This window comes from Eubacterium sp. CAG:156 (assembly GCF_000434315.1).
GTDB lineage: Bacteria > Bacillota > Clostridia > Lachnospirales > Lachnospiraceae > Eubacterium_U > Eubacterium_U album.
Map to the genome: position 1 here is coordinate 1 of NZ_FR878123.1, position 1,019 is coordinate 1,019.

Below are 1,019 nucleotides of genomic sequence, written 5' to 3' on the forward strand. Positions count from 1 at the left end.
TATTACCATACATGGGATAATTCAGGAAATCCTTTCATTAAGTTAAGAGATGTAGATAAGAACTGGGATGTAATAAATATATCATTTGCAGAACCTGTAAGTGCAGGAAGCACAGATGGAAAAATGAAATTCAATATTTCAGGACTTACAGCAGACTATACAAAGGCAGATTTCAAAAATGATGTGAAAGCATTACAGGCACAGGGTAAAAAGATTGTACTTTCAATAGGTGGATATGAGGGATATTTCTCATTGACATCACAGAGTGCAGTTAACCAGTTTGTAAGCGATATCAAATCAATTGTAGATGAATACGGATTTGATGGAATAGACATTGACCTTGAACAGTCATCAGTTCAGTTTGAAAGTGGAAAAGATACAGACATTAACAATCCAACATCACCAAAGATTGTTAACATGATTAATGCAATAAGAACAATTGTAAACAGTTATGGAGATGACTTCATTCTCTCATGGGCACCTGAAACATTCTACGTACAGTTAGGATATCAGTTCTATGGTGGAATAAATCAGTACTGTGATGCAAGAGCAGGTGTATATCTTCCAATGATAAATGCACTTAGAAATGAAACAACATATGTACATGTACAGCTTTACAATTCATCACCAATGATTGCAACAGATAATCAGTCATACAACATGGGAACAAAAGAAGGAATTGTTGCAATGTGCAACATGTTATTAAACGGTTTCTATGTAAATAACTATTATACAAAGTCACAGACAGCAGAAAAGTATTTTGCACCACTTAGACCTGATCAGGTAGTAATAGGTGTGCCTTCATCAGCAAGTGCTGCAGGAAGCGGACAGGTTTCAAATGAAACATTACAGAGTGCATTTACAGAATTAAACAATGCACATCCTGGATTAAGAGGAATTATGACATGGTCAATTAACTGGGATTCATCACAGAATAAGAACTTATTTGCACAGAGTAATGGTAGATTCCTTGATAGTCTTTCAGGAGAAGAAACAACAAAGACACCAGAGATAACAAC

At 35.2% G+C, this 1,019-nt stretch carries 1 protein-coding gene; it reads left to right on the forward strand.

Annotated elements, in window-relative coordinates; genetic code table 11:
- Positions 1-1,019, forward strand: a 1,019-nt coding sequence (locus tag ABMA45_RS01100; protein ID WP_348029879.1) for a chitinase, incomplete at both ends; no start/stop codon positions are given.